The sequence below is a fragment of the Providencia heimbachae ATCC 35613 genome, assembly GCF_001655055.1.
GTDB classification, from domain to species: domain Bacteria; phylum Pseudomonadota; class Gammaproteobacteria; order Enterobacterales; family Enterobacteriaceae; genus Providencia; species Providencia heimbachae.
Window position 1 is genome coordinate 19132 of the sequence record NZ_LXEW01000026.1, and the last position, 23242, is coordinate 42373.

The following is a 23242-nucleotide window of genomic DNA, read 5'->3' on the forward strand; positions in this document are numbered from 1 at the left end:
AACGTAAGTGGTTAAAAGAACCAGCTCCACAGGGACTTAGCGACGGATACGATGCTGTTTTTGACGGTGCTAATCGTATTTTTTATTAGCGGTGCGAGCGGAAGAATATCGATTAAGGTATCAACAATGTCACTGATACATTGCCCAAAATCATTACGTGCCGAAGTTTCTATAGAGGCAGTTCGATAAGTGGTATTCAGCTGCCTAGTGACTCCGCTACTGGCTTTCGCTGGTAGCGCCAGTATGAGCTGTTCGGCTAATTCAGTGAGTTGATAGTTTTCGACCGCAGACACGACCATCACCGGGTGATGGGGCTTAAATGTCGTTATCACGGCTTGTTGCTTTAATATCAAATTATCGGATTGTTCAGAGGATGGCTGGTGGATCAACGCATCCCACTGGCGACAGGGCTCCATCTTGTCGGCTTGGTTCAATACAAACAGGAAACGCTCAAGCTGATAACCGCATTGTTCGGTAAGGAAGTGATAGCACTGTTCATCCGAAGACCACGCTCTATCATCGGCTTTGAGTACCCAGATGATTAAATCCAATTCAGGCAATAAGTTACGGTATAGCGAGTGGTACTCGCTATCTCGCTCAAGGCTTTCTCCCACACCGGGTAAATCAATAAAGGTAAGTGTGTAGTTGTTCATAGTCATATTGAAGCGCTGAGCTTGCCGTGTGCAGCCAGAGGTATCGCTCACAGGCGATAGTGAGGACTGGAATAGTGCGTTGATTAAGCTTGATTTTCCCGCCCCAGTTTTACCCATAAAGCCAACGGTGGGGGAGTAGTTGATAAGCTTATTCAAATGAAATAAAAACGCATCCTTAGCTCCTTTCGGAAGAAAAGAAAAATGACTTTCGAGTTCCTTCATCATTGCAACCTTAATATGTGTTAAGTTCACATTGATAATATATATTTGAAATTTATTTCATTTTTTCATACTCATCAATAATGAAACTATTCAACCATTCCGACGCGGGCACACCATAATTAAGGGCTAACTCTGTCAATTTAGTTTTTGCCTCTGCTGAAAGTTGGATTTCTTTCGGTGATTTTTTTGGCCTTACCGAACCTTTTGATTGGCTAATTTTTCTGTGTTTTCGCTCATTTCGAGCTAAGAGTAATTTTTTATAACGGTTATCTCTTTCCTCTTGAGATGATGGATTCCATAAATAAAACCCCGTCAGAATATAAAGATAAAGCTCTTCATTATCTTGATACTCCGTCTTATCAATTACTTTACTCTTGACCAGATAGTCATAAACCCACTCACAGGTTTTATTATCAGATACTTTTAACCAATCAAAATATTTGTAGTTAGATTTTATTTTAATGAATTTATTTCTTAAGTAATAAAGCATGTGATGAATACCCCAAGCATATTCATCGTATTGGAAAATAAGAAGTTTATTATACATAAAGCTGGTGTACTCAGTACTTTCAATATATCTGCCTTCATGACTTTTGGGTTCAAACAAAAATGTCTTATCAGAAATAACGTTCTTAGCTGAGTTTATTGCATGGCTCAAATCAGCATGAAGAGTAAAGTTCCCTGAAAAAACTCGGGCTTTATGAAAATAAAAATTACTGGCTGAAGGACTCTTCAATATACGCCAAACGAGATAGCAAAAAATTTTATTTTTCCTCATATAGCCATAAACTTCCTTCTCTAAATATGAATAATCCATCGCCATTGACACCTCATTTTTATAACTTTTAACATAATTAATTCATATTTTTATTATGAATAAAATTCTAATATAAAGCTGATTTTCACACCAATTTATTCGTGATTTTTACATGATATTGAATTCCTACCTTGGCGCTATTTTAATGGGTTTTACATAGATTATTAGGTTTTTCTTAGTACTATAATTTGCATTCACTGATAAGCACACTAAAAAACAATACTAATGTTGTAAAAGTGACGTTGTTATCCATTTCCCTTTAGCAAATTAATATCAGAGTACTTTCTAATGAGATGACTCACCGAATCCTTGATGCGTCAGACTTCTGTGTACAAAAACGACGCTGGTATAGTTATATATATTTACTATATTAAATCGAGTAAGAATGGCATTTCATTGACCTAAAAATCCCCCTAGCAATCTTGACTAACCTACCTATTTTTTACATCCATCGAACTAGATATGACTTAAAAACCTTAAGGAATAAATCATGTCTAGCTATACCTACAATAAGGACTATCTTCGTAAGATAGATCGTACTATCCGTAAATCTCTCCTAGCCTATAATCGTGTTACAGCCATTCGTGTAGATTTGCGTTTTCCATCATCGACAAATTGTTACCATGAAGATTCAACTGTTATAACTCGTTTCATTGAATCCCTAAAAGCCAAAATAGATGCCGGCCTAAAACGCAAAAATAAAGCATGGGATCGTAATTTTTCATGCCACTTATCTTATGTTTGGGTAAGAGAGTTTGGTGAGATCAGTTGTCGAAAACATTATCACTTATTACTACTAGTCAATAAGGACGTCTATTGGAGACTAGGTGATTACACTAGAACAGACGGAACGCTCTATGCTTTACTAGAGCAAGCATGGTGTAGTGCTCTTGGTGTAAACTACCCTGCGGAGCGTTATTTAGTTCATATCCCAGACAACGCCGTTACTTGGCTAGATAATAATAAAGCCAACAATGAAAACTCTATTTTTGCATTAAACCAGCGCTGTAGCTACTTAGCCAAAGAGCATACAAAATATTATGGTGATGGCGAGCGTTCTTTTGGATGCAGCCGTTAATCTAGTAATAAAAAACATGAGGGGGATATCTTTTGGAAGAGAGATATCCCTAAATATTCATCGATATCCCTTCTGCCTTTTAACTTTAAAGACAGGAGTTCAATAATGAGCACTCAAGCGATTCCCTTATTAGATGATCAATTTGTTGATATGAAATTTATAACCCGTTTAACTGGGCTAACTGACAAATGGTTTTATAAGCTGGTCCAAGATGGGGAGTTTCCAAAACCTATCAAATTTGGTCGTATGTCGCGCTGGTTAAAGAGTGAAGTTATACAATGGCTACAAGCACGCATTGATGAATCGAGAGGGGCTAACTCAACCCTTGAATCCTAAGATACTATCGCGAATAGCAGCTCATTTTCTACAGTATAATGTTGAACACTTAAAGCTGGTTGCAGATTACCCAGAGGGTGCGCCAGAAAATGCTAAGGTAGCCAATTATTGCAAACACGCCTTTGCACCAAAATTATTGAGAGCTACTATCTATCACACCTTCAGAAGCCCCCACTTGTCCCAAATTTTTTTATGAGTCATTATGTGGTTAGTTGATTAATTGGCGAGTCATTATCCTCCTACTGGTTAGCTGGTTATCCAGTAGAGTCAAAGCAGTCAGAGAGATTTTTAAGAAATTATCAGAATATGAAAGCAGAATACTTAGGTGCCAGAGCCTCTAATACCGGAGATGATTTTCATGAATGGTGGGCTCTTCGTTTAGCATTACAATTGCTAACTCCAGATACAACCTTAGCAGCTGTAACAGTTGAAGGTGTAAACCTTGATGATGGAAATCCTCAGGAATTAACGGCATGGGACTCTGTTGATTGTGGCTTATTTTATGGTGGCCATTCAATAGAGCGAGCTGAGAAGATTGTCATTGAGCAGCTAAAGTATTCTGCATCAACACCTGAAAAAAATTGGACTGTTTCGGAACTAACAAGCTCTAAATCAAAATCTTCAAATAACAGTATTATCAAAGGTCTTGCTGATTCATTTACTGCAATATTAAAGTCCAGGCCAGAACTGATTAGCGCTGATGCACTAACAATCAAGCTAGTCAGTAATCGTCCTATTGGTACAGACCTTCAGAAATCACTGTCCGATTCCAAAAATGAAAAACATGAAACACTAAGGGTTGCTAGTGGCCTTAACAAAACAAATTTCAAGAAATTTATTAAACTCTTCGACTTTTCTGACTGTGGTGCTGATTCTCGTTTTGAGCAGGAAGAAAACGCGATTAATGAGATTCTAGCTCTTACACTTAGTGCTGACCGAGGATTTGTGCTGGATTTGAAAGATCGTATTCATAAGCTAATGCTGCCAGAAGGTACAGGAAGTTATATCACTAAAGAGACAGTACTGACATGGATGAATGTGTCTGACCCTCGTGCTCTATTCCCATGCCCCCCAAGGCTCAAAGCAGTAGAAAATCCTGTTAATAGACATGCTGCAGTTGCTATACAGACTGCAATGGTCAATGGCGAGCAATTTATATGCCTGCATGGCGAAGGCGGTAGTGGAAAAACAACCGTACTAAAACAAGTTGAAAATCTATTGCCTGAGGGTTCAGTCATGATTACATATGACTGTTATGGCGCTGGCACTTATATGGATAGTGAGGCTTATCGGCATAGACCCAAAGATGCTTACTTGCAAATAATCAATGAAACCTCAGCTCGATTGCGATTACCTTTGTTGATTAGTCAGGATAATTCTGTAGATTTTATTAAGGCTTTTTCATTAAGAATCAAAAGTGCAAGCAAAGTTTTAAAGGCGCAAGAAGATAATGCATTGTTGGTCCTCATTATTGATGCTGCCGATAATTCTGTAACGGGTGCAAATCAGTGTAAGCCGGAAGAAATCAGCTTTGTTCATGAACTAATTAAAATAGGCAATCTGCCAACTAATGTTAGATTAATGATCTCTGCAAGAACTGGACGTTTAGATTCGTTATCTATTCCGCCTAAATACAATTCAGTAGAAATTTCTAACTTCTCATTGGAAGAAACAGCACTCAATGTATTAAATCAATTTCCCAGCGCAACCGAAGCATGGATAGAGGATTTTCATAATTTATCTAATTGGAACCCACGAGTACAAAGTTACGCATTCGACTATGCAGACTCAGATCCAGGCAAAGCAATTGAATTTTTAAGGCCTAATGGGAAAGGGTTGGATCAAATCTTTGAGGCTCGCTTTAGAGAGGCAATTTTGAAGGAAGGCGATTCTGACGTCTTGTCTCTCGTTTGTTCATCGTTAGTAGCACTACCGGCACCAGTTCCAAAGCAACATTTAGCTAGTGTTGCTGGGATATCAATAGAAAGAGTTAATGATATTGTCTCTGACCTGCCAGGAATGCGAGTCCTTGATGACAAGGTGGGATTTCTTGATGAAGATGTTGAGTTCTTTGTCAGAAAAAAAGCTCAGCCAAAGCTGCTAGAAGCTTATAAACGTTCAGCAGCACACTTCAAAGCTAGCCATGAAAGTGATGAGTATTCTGCCATGCATTTGGCCTCTGCATTATTTTCAGCAGGACAAGGCCAAGAGATTATAAAAGTCATAGAGCAAAATGAAGCACCAAAAGCGATAAAAGACCAAATAATTCGTCGAGAAGCGCAACGTCAGCGATTACAGCTCGCAATGAAAGTGTGTCGTTCAGTAGGCAACCCAGCAGATGCAATATTTACTTTGTTGGTTGGTGCTGAGGCTATTAAAACAGATGATGCTGTAAATAAAATCATCACTGAAAACCCAGATTTATCCGTCTATTTTGCGTCCGATACTGTGGGCCGAAATATACTTTACTCGTCAAAGGCATATTTGAACCATGGCAGATTCCTGTCGCACATTGTTGCTCGGGATGCAGCCGATAAAGACTTTATCGCTGCTCGCGAGAAAAAACGCATTCTACGTGAATGGATGAATCGAAGAAGTGAAGATATTGAGAGACAAAAAGCCGAGCAAAGCGAGCATGGGTACCCACGTATAGATGCATGGCCAATCGAGTTTGATGATATTGCTGCTGTTGCACATTCGGTATTGGATATGGAGGGGTACAAGGCTGCATATAAGTTCATTTGTAGCTGGAAACCAAAAAGTATTCATTACAAAATCGCAATTAGATTATTAGACCGTTTATTGTTATCGGGCAAGCTAGTTTCAGTTCAAGACTTTTTGGATAGTGGCTGTGTGCCAGAGCCTTGGTCATCTTTGTTCAAAATACCTTTGGCACTTGTTGGCTATGGTATCGATTGCGTCTCTCTTGAAAAATCATTGTGCAATAAGGATATACTGAAATATTGCGACCTAAAAAAGCTGGCAAGACACACATCTGAAGACGTAGACGGTTTTAGCTATGCGGAAATGTTACTCAATGGATGTGAAATTTTGGCTGCAAATGGAGTGAATCTATCCTCAGTTGAGCCAGTCCTTGAATATCTATGCCCTGATAATTGGCGGTTGGTCAATAACATTTACATACACAATATTATTAAAAACGATATTGCTTTTAGAGCTTACTCTCTGTTGGTGCGTCATCGAGGTTTCAACGTCACAATAGAGTCCTATTGGATTGATCCGCCTATACCTGAGGACATTGATAAGGCTGAAAAAAACAGAAAGAATCAAAATCTATCAGAAAAGCATAAGGAAATAAGAGAAAACCTGTCAGACTTAATTTCTGTTTATGCTGTTAGAGCGGATGTTTTGCTGTCCAATATCTTGCCGCAAAACGCTGAAGAGAAAGTTAAGTCTGCATTGGGGTCTTTGTTTGCAAACTCCTGGAGGATGTCTAGGGAGCATTATTTTGAATCCATATGTAGTCACCTTTCTTTATCATTAGCCACACTGTCTATTGTGCCTGATATCAATATGAACTCAGTGCTAACCTTAGCTAAGAGAGCATTCAAACAATGGCCATCTGTTTTTTCTTCTGGTCAGCGTAAAGTTATTGCAAATCTAATAAAAATACCAGAGCTGAGACCACTAGTTATCAATGATATTTACGATCGCTCAGTTGAAGTAAAAGAATTAAAGACAGCCGCAAATGAAAAAATCAGCATTCTTTTGGATTTGTCTAGAATATTGCTGTTTGTGGATAAAGACGAAGCCAGGGAAGTATTTAAAATAGCTGTTGATATTGCTAGTGACGTTGATGTCGATGCTATGCATGACGTGGCTCTTTTTTCAGCGTTATCCAAAAATGTTAAAAACCACTTTTCGCGCACAGATTCACAGCAAATAGCAAGTCAAATGGCGGCGATAATAACAGAGTACGGTACTCTTCTTGATGGCTATGAGCATTTTCCTTGGAGTGATGCAATTTCTGCTGTTGCTATATTGGATATGCCTAAAGCAATCAGCCTTATCGGTTATTGGGAAGATTGTGATTTAGTTCAAGCCAGCGAAACTCTTCCTACGTTGATGTCTACGGGAATTGCAGAAGGAACTCTAAGCTCTGCGCAGGCTGCATCTTTGCTCAATTTCTGTGATGATTTGGATGAGGAAATTGTGGCTAAACTAGCTTCAGTTACAAGCGTTAAAAATGCTAGTAACCTGGTAGAGGAAATTGCAAAAGCTGAGTTATTGAGATTCAACAGAAGCGGTAGCTCCAAAATATGTCAGGAATTAAATAGGTTAGTTCCATATTCCGATAATAGTGAATACTGGCATTCAGCACTTAATCAATTAGTTGAATTTAAATCACATCCCCAAAAAAGCACTGAGTCCAAAACTAGCAATGACGAACTTGATTCAACAACTAGGGTGCTAAAAAAGCGCGAGCTCCTTGAAGGTATAAAATTAGCAGAGATTTCCTTTAAATCACCTTCCGATTTTATGAATTCAATTCACGCCAAGCGAGAAGAAGCTAGAGGTATAGATTTTTATATTACCAACAATGACATATTGAGATCTGTAATCAGCCAATTGGAGTCAAAGGATCGTATTACCTTTCTGGATTTTTTAACCGATAAGCACATAATTGATGAGCTTGACTATACATGGGCTAGTACCTTAATTGAATGTATCAACCTATGGGTAGGGTCATCTCACGCTATATCTGCTTGGAAAGAGGAAAACCTGCCACTCTTAATTGCTAATTATTTGGGGGAGTTCTCTTATAGTGAAAATGATGGCTACAACAAGCGGATGCTGAAAAATGTTATTCATAGCCTTAATTTGGATAAAGAGGATGCGGTTAGCATACTGTTAAATGGTCTAGAAAAAAATGCCGAATATTTGCCCTTGAACAAGCTCTATTCGGTAATCAGGCTGCTGACTGATTATTGCTGTGAGAAACAGATTGCTGATGTCACAATTCGTTATGTTCAGCGACTCACCACTCGGTTAAAGCTTCCAATGAATAAAATTAAGTCTGAGTGTTTAGTTGAATCAGCATTAGCTAGCCAACTCTACTCGTTTCTAGGCGATATAGATACTAGGGTGAGATGGCGAGCGGCACATAGTATTAGAGAGTCAGCCAGGATGGGTGATTTTAAGATAATTGTGGCGTTAACTGCTTTGTATGAACGTAAATCTATGTCCGGCTATCGTGAAGATAATGCGCCTTTCTATTGGTTGTCAGCGCGTCTTTGGCTCATCGTTACACTTGATCGAATTGCATCTGAGGTACCGGAAGCTATTGCTCCTGTCGCACGCTGGTTGTTGAGCATTGCGACTGACCAAAACTTCCCTCATGTACTAATGCGCCATTTTGCTAAATCCTGTTTAATGAAGCTTCTTTCAAACGGTTTTATTGATTTTGATGAGCAGGAAAGAACAGCATTGCATGCTATCAATACTTCGGAACTAACTGCCAACAAATCGAAACGTAGAGTTTCTCGGGGAGGATTTCATGAGGAAGGCAAAGAGAGAAAATTTGAATTTGATTCGTTGGATACCCTCCGATATGTATACCCAGGCGCGATAGAGTGTTTTGCTGATGTTGACGAAGAAATTTTTCTTGACGAGGCAGAGTCTTGGATCATGGATCGCTGGAATAGCGGCACCGATTTATCAATATGGGAAAACGAACCAAGAAAGCATAAATTTAAAAATGCTAACTTCGCCCTTTATAGCCACAGTCATGGTTCAATGCCGACTATAGAACGCCATAGCTATTATCTAGAATGGCATGCCATGTGGTGCAGTCTCGGCTCTCTAATGGTAAAAAAATCATTGGCAAAACCAGAATATGATGATGACTATAGAACATTAAACGGTTTTTTAATGCATGAAGGGTTAACCCAACCACCGCAGTGGTCAAGTGACCTTCGCTGTCCAACGCCACTAGAAACACGTTTTCACTATCCCCCTACTGTCAAGGCTGAAGATTGGGTGGCAACAATAACTGCCGATGATTTTGAGTTGGAGCTAGGATTAAGCTCTGAAGATGGCAATTTAGTTGTGGATGCATATCATGATATTCGCAGCAGTAATCATCGTTCTAGTGCAAGAATATCCTCAGCCCTTGTTAATCCAGAAACCGGGGTTTCATTAATTAGAGCGCTTCAAACATCTGACGACTCCCATGACTACCGTTTGCCACCTGCTGGACATGAATTAGAGATAAATGATGGCCCATTTTTACTGCATGGTTGGCTCAACGAACACTCTGGTGATTCGCGTCTAGACGAAAAGGATGTGTTTAATCATGGTGTCCGCCTAATAGAAGCGACTCCGTCTGAAAATGTCGTTGAAATACTGGGATTACACAGGTCAGAAAGCTACCCCGTTAGCTGGCTTGATTCCTCTAATGGAGAGAGAGCATTTCATTATGAGGCATGGGGTGATACAAAAGATGACTCTCAACAGAGAGAATACATTTACGGTGAAGATATTATCTCTAAAGGCCATCGCCTGAAAATATCACTACATCACCTCAAACAATACCTAGATAAAGTCGGCCTTGACTTAATCCTTGAAGTCGAAATAACACGAAGAGTAACTAAAAATGGAATTACAGAATATAACGAAGAGCCCAAAAAAGAAGCGCGGTACGCAAGACTCTATCTTCTCAGAAGAACTGGAGAGATCCTTACCACGGAAGGATGTGTTGGTACTTGGGCATCACGTAGCGACTGAGTTAGGTTTTTCCGATAGTTGTGACACTCTAGGTAAATGGATGTCCCATCACCTAGCTGAGTTGATGCAAAGGGCTGAGCATGAAGAGAGTCCAGAGAAAAAAGAAAAATACCAACAACAAGCTATTGAGTTAATATTAAAACTATGGGGGCATAGGCGTAATATGAGTAGCAATGCTTATCCATTAGCTCGTTTTAGGAAAATTATTGAATCACTGAGTATATTATCTCCTGAAGCTAACATATGGGAAAGGAACAAGCTAGGAAAGTATGAATCCTTAGCTGCGGATACATTTTCGATGATAGTTGACTTGCATAGGGCGCTACATTTTATTGAGTTTACTTCATTGAAGATAAATAGAAGTAATCAAGTACCCCCTTTCGTACTAACTGCTGAAGAGCAAGAAGTATATGACTTTTTGATCTCATGGGCTGAAGAGGAAATGAACTTTCGCTCAGCCAACGAATTGCCTACCGAGAAAAGTGAAGTTCAACATGTGTCAAAATTTCTTAGTGATCATATTGATGATTTATGCGAGAAGTTAAATATACTCAAGAATGAGCTCTCCGAAAAATAGCTTTTTAAATTCTCCGATATCGACAATTTTCTCTGTGTAAGAATAGCTAGAAGTCCAGTATAACAAGTGCAGTCACTTGGAAGTATTTCCCGCTACGTTACAAACTATTCTATACAGTGAGTATGCCATTTACATACAATAGCTAATCTAAAATATGTTGATTCCACATAATCCCTAGCTCAGGAATGTCCAGAAACGAGTTGTGAAGACTATTTAGTAAGTAATGCCAATGGTCAAAAAAATCATAAATACCTAGCAAGTAGTGAGCCGTGCGAGTATCAGGAGTGGCTTTATTATTTTACTTGTATCAGCTCCGGCTTTTACTGACAGGTTTTATTGATAGAACACAACTATGCCTGACAGTCTGGTATGAGCGAGGAGCGGACATCGGCTTGATGTCAGAAATGTGATTTTCTGATTGAACTTCGCCATATTGAGCTATGTAAAAAAAAGAAAAACTCCGCTGACGGAGTTTTACCGAATGGCTCAAAGGGGGAAAACAACGCGTTCTGATTCAGTGTTGGCTCACTGGTCCGCTCCCATCCACCATATGTGGTATCGGCAGGGAGGTCTTTTGGATGTTTTACCGAATCGAAAAAAATAACGTTGAAAAAATATATGTTAATACAGATAAGGGTTCACTTTGAGGCTGTTTGTTTTGAAACTAGGAGGCCGTATGGCTAACAGATGTAGTTTATCTACATAAGCGGGGGATAATGGACAGAATCACTGTTCTGTCCAATGAAAAAGTGGAGCTGAATCTGCTATTAATGTGCATGCCAGTCAGGTTATTTTTTGCAATGAGTTTCCCACTCACGGATGGCAAACGTGTCCATCATGCCAGAGATGTAGTCGACAATTGCCCGCTCTTTACTTTTTTGATAAAGAGGGTTGTTTTTTTCTTTCGGAAGCGTGCGGTACAGCTGAGGTGATATAAATTCTATGTTATCGCCAGAATTATAGAAATTAAATAAACCCTTAATAATCACGTTTCCCTTGTGCTCATAGCTTTTAATATCTCTTTTACGCATGATGACTTTAAATACGATATCTTTAAGACCGGAAGATAGATTTTTTTTAGTTCCAAACCCAAGCTGGCTGTAGCCATTTGTACCCTGAGTGACAGTTATATCATTAATCAGCTCATTAACAATATAGGATGTTAATTCCTTTCTAAATATAATGGCGAACTCTTCGGATGAATCTAGTCTGAATGCTTTAGAAGCTGTGAATTTGGATTTGTCAATGATTTTATTTAATAACCCAATTGAATCTTTGTAATCGGATCTTCCAAATTCATAAACAATATCCTCAATGTTTACCATGTTACGGCTTAGTGCATCCTCAAGGTCATGCGCAGCATATGCAATTTCGTCTGACAGATCCATTATCTGTGCGTCAATGGTTTTTTCACCCGACGGCAAATCTAATTCATATTTATTTACTAACTCTGTGAAGTATTTGTAGTCATCATCATATAGAAATTTTTTGTTGCCATTTTCATTTTTAAATGGATATTTAACGACAGAGAGAATAGCGCGATGGGTGAGGTTGAGGCCGGGGCAATAGGGATGCTTTATCTCAAGACTTCTGAGTATTTTAAGTGCCTGCGCATTGCCCTCGTAGCCGCCGAATTCCTTAGCAATTTTGTTCAGTTTTTTTTCGCCGGAGTGGCCGAACGGGGGGTTGCCAATATCGTGCGCAAGTGCAGCCAGTTCGGCTACAACAGGATGTTTAAGTTCAAGTTCGGATGCGATGCTTCGGGCAATCTGGGCGACTTCCAGACTATGAGTAAGTCTGTTACGGTTAAATTTTTGAGGATCGACTTCAAACAACTGCATCTTCCCCTGTAACCTCCTAAATGAAGAAGAGTAAAGAATGCGCGCATAGTCCCGCTCAAATTCGTTTCTTTGCCTTGTATCTGCAGTCGACGGAGAATGCTCTCTGTCAAAAGAGAGTTTGCTGATTAGTATTTCTTCCTTTTCTTTTGCAAAGACTTTCACATCATTATCGTCAATCATTTATGTCTCTCATAATACTTAGTAAATGCAATTTCTTATCTTACCTATTTTTATGAAATTGAAAAGATTTGAACTAAATTTTACTGATTTGAATTTATAAGGACTTTATGTGCTTGATGCATCGTTACGGCAACTTAAGGGAGAATTCGTTTATGGAATTTTCACCCGTTAACTAAGACAAGCTGCCGTAGCAACATCCGCTTCTGGCACATAACGGCTAGGTTGAGTGATCGTTAGATCTGCTGTGAGCGAGGAGTGGACGTTGCTGGTTTTTTGGATGCAGCCCTTCTAATGCGTAATTGGCATATAATTCCTTAACAACAATTAGTTAAACATACTTTCTTGAGGTATGATTTTCTTTTTTATATCGGAATGGAAGAAAATACATGGGCAGTTATGCATATGATTATCTTAACGATTCACTACTTTTAGATGGAGCATTGGCATCACAGCTATACCAGGGTATATCTGATTTGACCTTAGAGAGGGAGCTAACCAGATATCGCGAGTATTGTCTTAAAATTCTTCCGGAAGTACGAAAAGATGTTAAAGCCAGTAATGATGCGCTTAGCTGTATGGCTACTGATACGATGTCTCATATCTCACGACTTAAACAAGCAGCATTATACTTAGAGGAAGCTATAGTCTCAGATCCTATTTTCAAATTAACTGACTTTAGAAGCGCTTCGACTGAAGCTATAACTTCATTCATGGGTGTGACATCAACACCAATGATTGATCGCAGAGAATTAGCTAATGCTGCAATCAGACTTATTGAATTGCGTCCATTAGTAGCAGGTGGTTACGTTAAGTTGTATCCCGTAAGTTTCGAGTTAGAACGTGGCGAAGAGATTCCTTTGCTTTATTCTAATAAAGGGTTCGAAGATTGTTTACCATCAAATATCCTGAAACAATACAAAACAAATGCTGATGTACGAAGTGTCCAAAACGACAATGGACGCATGTTGGTTATGAGAGATCTTTATCTATGCAGAAATATTAGTATTCACTTTAAAGGCATGGAAGGTGGGTTTGTAATGGGATATATGCTTAATCCTACTGAAATTAAACCGACAAATAAAGAAAATGTATACTCCTTTATACAAAATAAATCATCAGAACCACCATCAAAAGAAGATTTTTTTGCATGGGTAAGACAATCTGTAAATCAAACTGCCAGAAACCATTATATCGATCTGAATAAACGGATCGCTCTATGCGAATATCTTGGATGCATGTTTGGTACTGAGCATCCGTTTGAAAGTAATTTACTAAACATGAACCTTGACTCCAGCGATATCAAAGCAAATACTTTAAATTGTACTCTTCAAATGGATGTTCCCTTTCTAGAACAAGTATCGTCGGCTGATTTAATGTCTATCCGAAACAATGATGGTGAAGCATTTCAATCGTTCCGCTCGGAGCTAGAGAGAGGTTTACGTCAGGCTAGGCATGAATCAGATCCGAGTCGTGTACGTGCTATTATCGAAGACACACAACATGAACTATTTGAAGTTCAAATGAGTCAGATTGCCCCCCAGGTTAGTCATATGAAAAAAACACACTTGACTGAAGTTGCTATCGCAACTGCTGGTTTAGGGCTGAGCGTGTTGACTGGCGGCACTAGTTTACTCGCGACAACGATCGCAGTGGCACACGGCTATAAGTCACACAGTGACTACAAATCAAAAGTAACAGCGAACCCTTGCCATTTTTTATGGAACGTAAAAATGAAGGCAGAACAAAACTGACGATTTTCTCTCGTGGTGTAGTTGCATACAGATTTGGGCTGCATAAGCCGAAGTGTACTATGTTTGCTTCTGGCACAGGGCTGATAAATAGCCCTGATAGATTTATACTTCAATTGACTCAGAAATTTCCAATGCATCATCGACTTCAATGCCGAGGTAACGAACCGTGCTTTCCAGTTTTTTATGTCCAAGTAATAGCTGAATTACACGAAGATTCTTTGTTTTCTGGTAGATCAGGTATGGCTTAGTTCTGCGCATAGAATGTGTGCTGTACAGCGAGTTATCAAGGCCTAGCTTTTAAATCCAACCATGAAAAATACGGTTATATTGTCTGGTAGAGATATGTTGAACAGAACCGACTCGGGATTGAAAAATATAGTCCGCACTATGTAAGTGAGCTATTCTTATCCATGCAGCAACTGAATCTCGAGTTCCCTTAGTCAGCTCAAATTGGACAGAACTACCAGTCTTTTGTTGCAACACAGTTGCCCTGCTGGAGACTGAACTACCATATGCAACATCTGATACCTTCAATTTAATGAGATCACAGCCCCGAAGCTTACTATCTAAGGCTAAATTGAACAAAGCTAAGTCGCGAATTTTTCCTTCCAACTCGAGTCTAATACGGATCCCCCAGATATGAGATATTTTAAGTGGTCGTTTTTGCCCAATGATACGACCTTTATTCCACGGTGACTTAGACATAATTAGATCTCCTATGATGTAGATATTTAATTATGGCTGTTATCCCGAAAGAGCGAGTAGCGGATGTTGGCTTGCTCAGTTATATTGTTTAGTTAACAATGTTATTGAGTCAATAATGTTAGCACTTAATAGATGATAACTAAGCCGTACATACTACTGTCATACCAATATAATTAGTGACGTGCCTCTCATTTTCATGCTCTTTAGTTTATTTTATCTCAATTGAAAAATGTAGCGTATCACTAGTAATGTCTCTTTTGACACAAGACAGCATGAAATAGCAACCTTGGACGACCAACACTACGGGGACTAATGTTAAACTAGTTGTCTTATCAGCGAGAAATATCTAAAACAATATTAGTTTATATGATGATTATAATTACTGGCATTGCCTAAACTGGTAATCATCATGACTCTTCATTGTGGCGGTCGATGTTCCTATCAACGAATCCGACGAAAAAGAATTTTTTATATTCACATAGATAGTTTAACTGATCAGTATCTAAGGGAAATAGCCTCAAGAACTTATTGTTTTTAGCTATTTTTTGAGAGTGGCCTACATATTCGCAAGTGTCGCTGATGTAATCTGCTCTAAAATATATATTCCCATATGTTACGTGCGAAACGACAAATAGATTATAATTAATCAGATAGAGAGTGTGCTCTTCCAATTGTTTATCTTGAACTGCATAAAAATTAAAAGTACGGCATTCATCACAGTAAAGGTTATAATCTATAAAAAAAGATGAGAAATTGCTTGTATATTTAGGTCTTTCAATTGGAAAAATTAACTTTCCAAATTCATTTTCAATGAAATCATAAACAAGATTCATTTTATACTCCTTGTGACTTTATTGGAGTTTAATAAGTCCTGAGCTCTATCAGATTGCCACTTATGCTGCAGATTTATATTGTATCTTTCTTTGCCAACTATAGGTGATTGGATAACATCAAAAAAATAATAAGCATATTCCCTGGGGCCATTACCTTGGAGTTTTTTTATTTTTTCGCGTTCTAATTGAGCATAATGCAGGTCAAATACTTCTTGATGTAGTCTCACATAATCTACATTTGCTACGACTAACTCTACAACTGTCACGTCTTCCTCTTTGTCGCAATTCCAAGAAGCTTTTGAAGCAACCCAAATATCAGGTGTTGTATAGAACCCTCGGCCAAGTTCACCACCACCTAAAGTCCAATCGATATTTCCACTATGGATAGTATCGATCGCGCCTGGAGTTGAACCATGATAATTTTTTTTCAACCTTCACACCCCGTATTTAGTTATTGTACTTAAAGTCTAAAAGCTTTTTTAACATATCATAACGCTGCTAACGTCCGCTTTTGGCACGGAGCTGCCTGTCAGGTTAGATTTAGCTCTGTGCCATAACTGTGTCAGATTAAATCTGAGCTAATACATTTTATTACTTTACCATCATTTTCCTAATACCCTTTTTGGCGGGGTGTAGTATTATAGCCTATCACACGCAAAGCGTTGTCCACCGTGTTTTCACTCATAGGTTTACGGTGCTATGACAAATAAAACTAATGATTTAAAACAAGAAACAAAATAGCCATCTTTACCTCTGAATATAAAGATTGCTAATTATCACTTAAAATTCACACCCACCACATTATCCAAATTCCCCCCCAACTCATCCATGTAATCCGCATACCACTACATCATTTTCCTACGTCCATCCATATACTGAGCATGATTGTAAGTACCTAGAATCGCATTCTTATCGATATGTGCGAGCTGGGTTTCAATCCATGCAGAGTTATATCCCTTCTCATGCAAAATCGTGCTCATCGCGTGGCGGAAGCCATGCCCAGTAAACCTTCTTCAATAACCTGATTTACTCTTACTTTACTGACCAGCTTTTGATGAGCATTTAGCAAGGTATGTAAAACTGTATCTGCATGCCTCACACTATCTCATTACTTAATTTCGCAAAACTAAACGGCGAAATCTCCCTCTCCCTATTCGCATCCAGATAATCCGCCCACCATTGCACCATCAGCCGCCGTTCCTCAATATGTTCTGCCTTATGAATATAAGCAGCTCTTACTGAATTACGTTCTTGGTGGCTCATTTGCCTTTCTACTGCATCCTTAGACCACAACCCTGACTCAATCAACGAGCTACAGGCCATCGTTCTGAAACCATGACCACACACTTCCGTCTTAGTGTCATAACCCATTACACGTAATGCGTTGTTAACCGTGTTTTCACTCATTGGTTTTCTTGGATTATGATCGCCGATAAAGATCAGCTCATAGTTACCGCTGAATTGGTAGATCTGTTTTAAGATCTCAATGGCTTGTCGGCTTAAAGGGACTAAATGAGGGGTACGCATTTTTGATCCGCGATGGGAGTGTTTAACCCCTTCTATCGCTTCGCGTTCAGCGGGGATCGTCCACATGGCATTATCAAAATCGATTTCATCCCAACGAGCGAAACGGAGTTCGCTGGAACGAATAAAGACTAGCAAGGTGAGTTTGACGGCTAAGGTGGTTAATGGTCTGCCAGTATAGCTATCGATACGTTGTAAAAGCTCTGGTAAGCGTTTAAGCTCTAACGCGGCTCTATGGACACGATTACCAGTAGCAATTGCACCTGCCATATCTTGCGCTGGGTTATAATCGATTAAGCCACTTTGTACTGCATAGCGCATTATGGAAGTGACGCGCTGCTGTAAACGTGCCGCCACTTCAAGACGTCCAGATATCTCCACGGCTTTAATCGGTTCGAGTAGATCGCGAGTTTTCAGTTCGGCAATATTACGTTTACCAATAGCAGCAAAGATATTGTCCTCAAGGCTTTTTAGCACTCGATGGCTATGCCCTTCTGACCACTTCTTATTCGTTGCATGCCAATCACGAGCTATCTTCTCAAAGGTATTAAATTCCTTTTGCTGCTCTTCTTTTATTTCTTTGCGTTTTTCGCTTGGATCAAAACCATTAGCAATTAACTTTCTGGCGGCATCTCTTTTCTCTCTGGCTTCTGCGAGTGAGATTTCAGGATAGATACCCAGAGCTAACATTTTTTGCTTACCGCCAAAGCGATACTGTAAACGCCAATATTTTGAGCCGTTGGTATGTACCATCAAGTGCATACCATCACCATCGGTTAATTTATACGATTTATCCAAAGGCTTGGCAGCCCTGACTTTAGCATCAGTAAGAGCCATAATTTATCTCCTTCTGTTGGTACAAACTATTATCGAATCGAGAGATACCAACACATATACCAACAGTAGGTACTTGATGTGGGTTGACCTTAGTATACTTGGGAAGACTGAAAAGTGGGGAAAAGCCTTGTAAAACTGGGATTTCAGATACAAAAAAAGACGTCCGTTGACGTCTCTTGATGTTCTTATGGTGCCGAAGGCCGGACTCGAACCGGCACACCCGAAGGCGGTTGATTTTGAATCAACTGCGTCTACCAATTCCGCCACTCCGGCACGAAGTGATGTGTTTCTTGGGAAACGCCGCTATTATACTTGCCCTGCGGACTCTGGCAACATTTATCTTGAAGATTCAGATTGTTCGATTAAAAAAAAAGCATAATGAAACAATTAACACCAAAAAAAACGAAATAGCTTTTGTTGTTTATTTATCAATTGATGATTATGTTAAATTTTTCACTACTATTTTATCGCCCTTTCCCCTCGGATGACTGGCGGGTCATCGTAATATTTGTTAATTTATCCGCAATCTTGCGTAATTATTAAAGGCATAAACTATGGGTTTTGTTGGCTGGATAGCAGTTGGGATATTTATTGGCATCTTAATTGGTGTCATGATGAAAATATTCGCTAAGAAAAAATAATATTGGCTGCAAAGCCATTTGCAAAACAATCATATCGGCTGGCTTCTAACATGAAGAAATCGTTTCTAAAAATTCTGTCAGTATCAGCGCTATCTCTCGCTTTGATGGCTTGCTCTACTCAAACAGAAAAACAACCAAAGTTTCTACAAGGTAATAGTGTTGAATCCTCCGACTGGAAAGTCTTTGAGGGTGATCGAAGAACTTATGAGCGTGTCGCTAAGATAGTCGATCTCTATGCGAATCGTATTTTTAATGAAAGCGATGCTCGCGGTATGGCCATTATTGTGATTGATAATAACCAAGTATTGTCTCGCTATTATGGCGAAACAGCACCGGGGAATGGTAAAAAACCAGGGCCTAATTCATTAATCCGCATAGCATCTATCAGCAAGTTAATGACTAGTGAAATATTAATTAAGCTTGAACAAGATAAAAAGCTATTAATTACTGACCCATTACAACAATACAGCTATCACGGTGTGACTGTGCCGGATAACAATAGCGGGAAGCCTATCCGCCTATACCATTTAGCGAGTCATACCAGTGGATTACCCCGTGAGCAGCCGGGTGGGAAATGGGGCCGTCCTGTCTTTATCTGGCCAACCCAAGATAATCGCTGGACTTGGCTGAGAACAGGTAAACTGGATGCGACGCCGGGAACCGAAGCGGCATATTCTAACCTTGCCTATGACTTACTCGCCGATGCAATGGTTAAAGCATCCGGTCAATCTTATCCGCAATTATTTAGCCGCTATGTCACTTCCCCTGCGAATATGACAAACACTACCTATACACCAAACAATGCCCAGTGCTCACGGTTAATGGAAGGCACTAAACCGAGCCCCTGTCATAACACGCTTGCGGCTGCAGGCAGTGGGGGTGTTTATTCGACCCCTGCCGATATGCAAAAATGGATGCAGCAATTTTTATCTACCGATAACAGCCTAAGAAAAGCAACTGCGGCTCGTGAACAAGGCATTTATTTTCCACGTGAAAAATTACTGGAAATAAAAGGTATGGATGTTGCCGGTCAAGCTGATGGACTCGGGTTAGGTTGGGTTTATATGAAGCCCAAAAATGGCACACCGGGTATTTACCAAAAAACCGGTGGTGGTGGTGGTTTTAATAGCTATATGGCAATGATCCCAGAACAAAATATTGGTATTTTTGTGGTGATGACACGCAAAGATAGCAGCAAATTTAGTAAGCTAACGATAGGTGTTAACGAACTGGTCGCCTCGTTATCATCCAATCATGCGTATGGAAAACATTGAAAGAGTACCGTCACCGCTGTTCAAGCACTGACGAGTTATACCCCTCGAATGAAACGGGAATTTGCCCGTTTTCTCACCATTATCGCGACAACTGCCTGAGATTATTCAGGCAGTTTTTACCGCTAAAATTCCGCTGTTTTATGCAATCTTTCATTTCAATTCTTCATTAATATTTGTTCTATTTTCCAATAATAAGTAGGAACAAAAATGCATATTCTTCCTCGCTTTATTTTCCGTCCATATTCCATTACAAAACCTTATTCACCTAACTTTGTGCAGCTTTTGAGAAAAATCCATAGCCATGGCAACCAAGCACCAACCCTCGAAAAAATACGTGAGATAGAAGGTTTAGTTACTAAAGAGAGAATTGAAAAAATAAATGATAAATATGCCAAGATTCAAAGTCCCATCGAAAATCATCAAATAAAATATAATAAAAGACTTTCCACTGAGTATAGAGATGAAGCTCGTCGGATTGAACAACAAGAATTTAATCACGCATATGCGTGCAATTTATCTTATAGCGCCTCTGGGGGATTTTTTTCAGCTGCGCAGCGAATGGCCAATATAAGTGGGTTTAATATCCGCGGAATTATCGGTGAGAATTTGTATTCTGATGCGCTAAATATAAAACAACAAGTCTTATTCAAACCACAAAATATCTTTTTGTCGTCGATTAATCGTATCGGTAATTTAGCGTTGAGCAAGCGGGCTTTTTTTTAAAATAAAAAGGCTGTTAAATCAATCGATTTACAGCCTTTTCATGATATCTAAATTGTGCTTATTTTCGTTTCACTAATAAAACAATGCTGACGACCAAAAACAGTATGCTTGGCAATGCCGCAGCAATGATAGGTGGTACGGAATAGACTAAACTCCAGTTACCAAACCCCTCATTAAGCACATAGAATAAGAAGCCACCAACAATCCCTGAAATAACGCGAACGCCCATAGGTACGGTGCGTAGCGGCCCAAAAATAAAGGAAACTGCCATCAACATCATCACTGCTGCGGATAATGGAGCCAATATTTTTTTCCACATACTGAGTTGATAGACGGAGGCAACTTGCCCACTTTCTTTTAAATAAGAGACGTATTGATACAAGCCTCGAATGGAAAGTGAATCCGCATTCAACGAAACTATGCCGAGTTTTTCAGGGGTTAGATTCGTTTTCCAATCAACCGTTAAACGCTGTGATCCTGTGATTTTTTTCTCGCTACTTAAGATAGATTCATCAACTTGAGATAATACCCAAAGCTGATTGACGTCATCGTAAGTCCCACTCGATGCAAACATCACTGAATTCAATTTTTGCTGTTCATTGAAGCGATAAACAGATACATCTTGGATAGAGGTCGAATTATTGACGCGCTGAATATGAATAAAATCACGCCCATCTTTTGCCCACATACCTTCATCTGTCACCACTAACGAGTTACCGACAATTTTTTCTGCACGGTAGTTTCTTGCCCATTGTTCTCCAGCAGGAGCAACCCATTCACCAATAAGCATGGTAACAATCACCAGCGGAACCGCTGTTTTCATGACGGATAACGCAATTTGCAATCGAGTAAAACCGGAGGCTTGCATCACCACCAGCTCACTGCGAGACGCCAGCGCACCCAGTCCCATTAGCGCACCAAGCAGCGCTGCCATTGGGAAAAAGATATCGATATCTTTAGGTACAGTGAGTAAGGTGAAAACCCCAGCACTCAAGGCGGTATAATCCCCGTCACCAACTTTACGTAACTGCTCAACAAATTTGATAATCCCAGCGAGCGAGACCAACAAAAATAGCGTCGTCAGAATAGAATTTAGGATGGTTCGACCGATATATCTATCTAAAACACCAAACATCAGGCAACCCCTCGACTAAATTTAACGCGTATACGACGCATTGGCACGGTATTCCACGCATTGAGTACAATGGCTAAGGCCAAGTACCCGAAATTGACGATCCACATGGCATATTTAGGGTCGATATCATCTTTGCCAGCGCTATTGCGCAACGTGCTTTGCAATAAGAAGAATATCAAGTAGAGCAACATGGCAGGTAACATGCTTAATACACGCCCTTGACGCGGATTAACTTCGCTTAGCGGTACAACCATTAACGCCATTACCACAACAGAGAACACAATCGTCAACCGCCAATGGAATTCAGCGTTTACATCTGGTGTGTTTTCTTGCCATAGCTGCAACATATTTTTTTGTTCGACTCTATCATTGCGTGCTTCGGTTGTTTTGTGATCAACGATCGCTTGATAGTTTACGAAGTCGGTAATACGAAAATCACGTAGTAATGCAGTGCCTTCGTAACGAGTGCCTTCATTTAGTACCACAGTTTGACGACCATCTGCATCTTCTTTCAGGTAGCCACTATCTGCAACAACCACAGATGGACGTTGTTCATTGGCTGATCGCAATTGTGCAAGAAAAACATTTTTAAAATTATTTCCTTTCACATCACCGATATAAAGCACAAAGTTGCCATCTTTTGTCGTTTTAAATTGCCCTTCAACCATGGCAGCAAGGCCAGGATTAGCTTTGGCATCTGCCAATACTTGTTCTTGGTATTGTGATGACCAAGGTAGCAGCCACGTTATATTCGCGATAGCCACTAATGCTGTCAGGGTTGCCAACACCAGTGCCGCTTTAACTAATACGTCTTTACCGAGGCCGCAGGCATGCATCACCGTGATTTCGCTTTCGGTGTAAAGTTTACTGTATGTCATCAATAGCCCAAGAAATAGGCTCAAAGGCAAAATCAGCTGCGCCATTTCAGGCACACCTAATCCCAATAAAGGGAGTACTAAATTTGAAGGAATATTACCCTGTACCGCAGCCCCGAGAATATCGATGGACTTCTGGCTAAAAAAGATCAACATCAGCACAAAAAGTATCGCTAATTGACTTTTTAGGGTTTCACGTACCAAATATCTAATAATTATCACGCTTATTACGCCTGTGAAAACTTGTCTTTTGGGTAGAAAATGGCTAAGTTCGTTCAATGCCTACCATTAACTAACATATACTCTGGTTTATTGTAAGGCTAGAATGATATAAAAGCATTCTCTGTACTGATCGACAAATCAGAACATGCTTAATTTTAGTGAAAAAACCAGACATTCGCTCAGTTTAACATAAAGAGTTCACTCTCTATGAGCTAGATTATGCGAAACGCTAATTTTAGCGAGCGCATTGGCCTTTGTCTTCAAGATTCAG

15 protein-coding genes, 1 tRNA gene and 2 pseudogenes are annotated in these 23242 nt (G+C 39.6%); 7 read left to right on the plus strand and 11 right to left on the minus strand.

Going from position 1 to position 23242, the window contains the following annotated elements:
* Window positions 1–11 precede the first annotated feature (11 nt).
* Together M998_RS08650 and M998_RS08655 are read right to left on the minus strand one after the other, a co-directional pair.
* On the minus strand, window positions 12–875 hold the full coding sequence (locus M998_RS08650; RefSeq protein WP_068908474.1) for a GTPase family protein: 864 nt from the start codon (window positions 873–875) through the stop codon (window positions 12–14).
* Between the two features lie 52 nt (window positions 876–927).
* Window positions 928–1698 carry a hypothetical protein gene (locus M998_RS08655; RefSeq protein WP_068908476.1) on the minus strand — a complete coding sequence of 257 codons (771 nt, stop codon included), beginning with the start codon at window positions 1696–1698 and terminating at the stop codon, window positions 928–930.
* A 484-nt stretch (window positions 1699–2182) separates the two neighbouring features.
* On the opposite strand from M998_RS08655, the gene M998_RS08660 reads away from it, so the two are divergent.
* The 4 genes from M998_RS08660 (at window position 2183) to M998_RS08675 (ending at window position 10430) form a co-directional block, all read left to right on the plus strand.
* Window positions 2183–2770, plus strand: a complete 588-nt coding sequence (locus tag M998_RS08660; RefSeq protein WP_068908478.1) for an inovirus Gp2 family protein — start codon at window positions 2183–2185, stop codon at window positions 2768–2770.
* A 105-nt stretch (window positions 2771–2875) separates the two neighbouring features.
* Window positions 2876–3106: a helix-turn-helix transcriptional regulator gene (locus M998_RS08665; protein ID WP_068908480.1), complete on the plus strand. Its 231-nt coding sequence runs from the start codon at window positions 2876–2878 to the stop codon at window positions 3104–3106.
* A gap of 306 nt (window positions 3107–3412) precedes the next feature.
* On the plus strand, window positions 3413–9853 hold the full coding sequence (locus M998_RS08670) for an ATP-binding protein (RefSeq protein ID WP_068908482.1): 6441 nt from the start codon (window positions 3413–3415) through the stop codon (window positions 9851–9853).
* Window positions 9854–9893: 40 nt separating this feature from the next.
* A complete protein-coding gene (locus tag M998_RS08675; RefSeq protein WP_197713310.1) occupies window positions 9894–10430 on the plus strand; it encodes a hypothetical protein in 537 nt (178 codons plus the stop codon).
* A 788-nt stretch (window positions 10431–11218) separates the two neighbouring features.
* Here the strand turns inward: M998_RS08675 and M998_RS08680 are convergent.
* Window positions 11219–12451 (minus strand): deoxyguanosinetriphosphate triphosphohydrolase family protein, encoded by a 1233-nt coding sequence (locus M998_RS08680; protein ID WP_068908487.1) that lies wholly within the window; start codon window positions 12449–12451, stop codon window positions 11219–11221.
* Window positions 12452–12837: 386 nt separating this feature from the next.
* Between M998_RS08680 and M998_RS08685 the strand changes: the two genes are divergently transcribed.
* Window positions 12838–14202: a hypothetical protein gene (locus M998_RS08685; RefSeq protein WP_068908489.1), complete on the plus strand. Its 1365-nt coding sequence runs from the start codon at window positions 12838–12840 to the stop codon at window positions 14200–14202.
* 102 nt (window positions 14203–14304) lie between these two features.
* Here M998_RS08685 and M998_RS08690 read toward each other — a convergent pair.
* The 6 genes and pseudogenes from M998_RS08690 to M998_RS08710 all read right to left on the minus strand — a co-directional run bounded on the left by M998_RS08690 (window position 14305) and on the right by M998_RS08710 (window position 18374).
* A pseudogene (locus tag M998_RS08690) lies at window positions 14305–14907 on the minus strand (tyrosine-type recombinase/integrase).
* A gap of 407 nt (window positions 14908–15314) precedes the next feature.
* A complete protein-coding gene (locus tag M998_RS20070; RefSeq protein ID WP_068908491.1) occupies window positions 15315–15740 on the minus strand; it encodes a hypothetical protein in 426 nt (141 codons plus the stop codon).
* Complete coding sequence (locus M998_RS08700) at window positions 15737–16171, minus strand: hypothetical protein (protein ID WP_068908493.1); 435 nt, start codon at window positions 16169–16171, stop codon at window positions 15737–15739. The genes M998_RS20070 and M998_RS08700 overlap by 4 nt, the downstream gene beginning before the upstream one ends.
* A 414-nt stretch (window positions 16172–16585) precedes the next feature.
* Window positions 16586–16750, minus strand: a pseudogene (locus M998_RS19550) (tyrosine-type recombinase/integrase); the annotation flags it as partial.
* 85 nt (window positions 16751–16835) lie between these two features.
* Window positions 16836–18101 (minus strand): tyrosine-type recombinase/integrase, encoded by a 1266-nt coding sequence (locus tag M998_RS08705; protein WP_068908494.1) that lies wholly within the window; start codon window positions 18099–18101, stop codon window positions 16836–16838.
* Window positions 18102–18289: 188 nt separating this feature from the next.
* Window positions 18290–18374, minus strand: a tRNA-Leu gene (locus M998_RS08710).
* A 418-nt stretch (window positions 18375–18792) separates the two neighbouring features.
* Here M998_RS08710 and ampH point away from each other — a divergent pair.
* Both ampH and M998_RS08725 read left to right on the plus strand, forming a co-directional pair.
* Window positions 18793–20016 (plus strand): D-alanyl-D-alanine-carboxypeptidase/endopeptidase AmpH, encoded by a 1224-nt coding sequence (gene ampH / locus M998_RS08720; protein WP_068908536.1) that lies wholly within the window; start codon window positions 18793–18795, stop codon window positions 20014–20016.
* 207 nt (window positions 20017–20223) lie between these two features.
* Window positions 20224–20739 carry a hypothetical protein gene (locus M998_RS08725; RefSeq protein WP_068908497.1) on the plus strand — a complete coding sequence of 172 codons (516 nt, stop codon included), beginning with the start codon at window positions 20224–20226 and terminating at the stop codon, window positions 20737–20739.
* Between the two features lie 58 nt (window positions 20740–20797).
* Here M998_RS08725 and lptG read toward each other — a convergent pair whose 3' ends face one another.
* Window positions 20798–21874: an LPS export ABC transporter permease LptG gene (gene lptG, locus M998_RS08730; protein WP_068908499.1), complete on the minus strand. Its 1077-nt coding sequence runs from the start codon at window positions 21872–21874 to the stop codon at window positions 20798–20800.
* A complete protein-coding gene (gene lptF / locus M998_RS08735; protein WP_068908501.1) occupies window positions 21874–22971 on the minus strand; it encodes an LPS export ABC transporter permease LptF in 1098 nt (365 codons plus the stop codon). Before lptF ends, lptG begins: the two co-directional genes overlap by 1 nt.
* Between the last annotated feature and the right edge of the window lie 271 nt (window positions 22972–23242).

Bases quoted from the DNA above. Each gene is read 5' to 3' on its own strand.
- M998_RS08650 (WP_068908474.1), bottom strand. From the start codon at position 875: ATGAAGGAACTCGAAAGTCATTTTTCTTTTCTTCCGAAAGGAGCTAAG.
- M998_RS08655 (WP_068908476.1), bottom strand. From the start codon at position 1,698: ATGGCGATGGATTATTCATATTTAGAGAAGGAAGTTTATGGCTATATG.
- M998_RS08660 (WP_068908478.1), top strand. From the start codon at position 2,183: ATGTCTAGCTATACCTACAATAAGGACTATCTTCGTAAGATAGATCGT.
- M998_RS08665 (WP_068908480.1), top strand. From the start codon at position 2,876: ATGAGCACTCAAGCGATTCCCTTATTAGATGATCAATTTGTTGATATG.
- M998_RS08670 (WP_068908482.1), top strand. From the start codon at position 3,413: ATGAAAGCAGAATACTTAGGTGCCAGAGCCTCTAATACCGGAGATGAT.
- M998_RS08675 (WP_197713310.1), top strand. From the start codon at position 9,894: ATGTCCCATCACCTAGCTGAGTTGATGCAAAGGGCTGAGCATGAAGAG.
- M998_RS08680 (WP_068908487.1), bottom strand. From the start codon at position 12,451: ATGATTGACGATAATGATGTGAAAGTCTTTGCAAAAGAAAAGGAAGAA.
- M998_RS08685 (WP_068908489.1), top strand. From the start codon at position 12,838: ATGGGCAGTTATGCATATGATTATCTTAACGATTCACTACTTTTAGAT.
- M998_RS20070 (WP_068908491.1), bottom strand. From the start codon at position 15,740: ATGAATCTTGTTTATGATTTCATTGAAAATGAATTTGGAAAGTTAATT.
- M998_RS08705 (WP_068908494.1), bottom strand. From the start codon at position 18,101: ATGGCTCTTACTGATGCTAAAGTCAGGGCTGCCAAGCCTTTGGATAAA.
- ampH (WP_068908536.1), top strand. From the start codon at position 18,793: ATGAAGAAATCGTTTCTAAAAATTCTGTCAGTATCAGCGCTATCTCTC.
- M998_RS08725 (WP_068908497.1), top strand. From the start codon at position 20,224: ATGCATATTCTTCCTCGCTTTATTTTCCGTCCATATTCCATTACAAAA.
- lptG (WP_068908499.1), bottom strand. From the start codon at position 21,874: ATGTTTGGTGTTTTAGATAGATATATCGGTCGAACCATCCTAAATTCT.